The 1,565-nt window shown below is 68.8% G+C and carries 2 protein-coding genes; both read right to left on the bottom strand.

The window, feature by feature from the left end; translation table 11 throughout:
* Nucleotides 1-512 precede the first annotated feature (512 nt).
* Nucleotides 513-1,283: a DUF1499 domain-containing protein gene (locus tag VF665_RS04655; RefSeq protein WP_331052247.1), complete on the bottom strand. Its 771-nt coding sequence runs from the start codon at nt 1,281-1,283 to the stop codon at nt 513-515.
* The coding region (locus VF665_RS04650; RefSeq protein ID WP_331052246.1) for a VTT domain-containing protein at nt 1,276-1,565 on the bottom strand (290 nt) is incomplete at its 5' end. The genes VF665_RS04655 and VF665_RS04650, both read right to left, overlap by 8 nt.

Here is a 1,565-nt window from a genome sequence, read left to right as displayed (position 1 = left end):
AAAAGACTGGGGGAGGGTTGCCGGGGCGGACGGCTCGACGCGGCTGAGCGAGTGAACTCGCCGCCTCGCCGCAACAAGGGCGGCAAGTTCCCCCCCAAACAGACCGGAAAATTCACTGCACAGGGCCGACGGGTGCCGATGGTTCTCCCCTCTCCGTGCGCAGTTTGCACGGGGAGGGCCGGGGAGGGGCTTCCACGGCGCATCCGGCGCGCGCCAACGTGTCCTCCGCGCCACCTCCCTGAGCGTGTGAATCCGCCGCTCGGACAGCGGGAAGCCCCGACTCGCGGCCGCTGACGCGTCCACGATCGGGGCTTCAACTGCGTTTGGGATCCACGCGGATCTGGGGTGTGCCCCCTCTCCCACATCCGTTCGTGGGAGAGGGCCGTCGTGCGCAGCACGCGGGGTGAGGGCCACAGCCGCGGACGCGCACCGGCCAATCCCCCGCACCGAAACGGCTCCATCATCGCGCACGGAACGGCTGCAGCCCGTCCCATCCGGCTCGCGGCGAGATGCTACCTGGCGTTCACCGGCTGCGGGTCGGTGGCGCGCAGGCGCTTCAGGTAGTCGCGAATGCGCTTGGCGTTCGCGCCCACGTCGCCGCGGCCTACGCGCGACTTGCTGCGCACGTCCACCCGCGAGATGCCCGACGCGCTCGTGACGCGAACGACCACGTCGTCCTTGAAGCCGAACCAGGGTGTCGTGGCCGTCGCCTCAATGCGGCCGTCCTGCCGCGACTGGTCCACCACTTCCCATCCCATGTCGCGCGCCACAGATACCGCGTTGGCGAACGCGGAATCCACCGGCATGGCCATCATGAGCGGCCGCAGGTCCGGATACGCCTTCTGCTGGATCTGCGCGATGGAGTCACCCAGGTACTCGGGGGGATTCGGCGCGTCCTTGCGCAGCGGCACCACGGCCACGAACGCCGGCGGATTGCGCGTGTCGGTGGTGATGTCGTGAATGCCGGGGTAGGCGCGTGCACCGCGCGCCATGTTCCACGGCAGCAGGAACGCCAGCGCGCCCAGCACCAGCGCGATGCCCGAAATCACAATCCCGTGGCGCCGGCCCACGGCCATGGCCAGCAGCGCCGCAATCACCGCCGCGATGCCCGCGTACGCGGCCCAGCGCATGAGCGAAAAGCCCATGCGGAAGTCCCACAGCCCCATGCGGGTGCCGGGGCCGCTCAGCAGCAGCAGGAGCACGGCCAGCAGCGCCAGGGCAAGCGCCACCGCGGCCAGCGGGTTGCGGCGGGGACCGGTGCGTTCAATGTCCAGATCAGCCATGCAGCTTCTTCCGTCGTGAGTTGCGGAACTTCTTGATGAAGATGGGGAGAAGGCTCATCATCCCCAGCAGCCCCAGTGCCAGCAGCGTCTGCGCGCTCAGCAGGTCGCCCGCGTTCTCGATGCTGGCCAGCGACTCGCCCAGGTTGGTGAACACAAAGCTTCCCGGCAGAATGCCGATGGCCGTCGCGACGATGAACACCCGCACGCTCACCGGGGTGAACGCCGGCACCAGGTTCATCAGCCAGAAGGGAAACAGCGGCACCAGCCGGGTGAACAGGATGT

Source organism: Longimicrobium sp. (genome assembly GCF_036387355.1).
In the GTDB taxonomy this organism is placed as follows: Bacteria; Gemmatimonadota; Gemmatimonadetes; order Longimicrobiales; family Longimicrobiaceae; genus Longimicrobium.
This window is presented reverse-complemented; position numbering and strand designations above follow the sequence as displayed.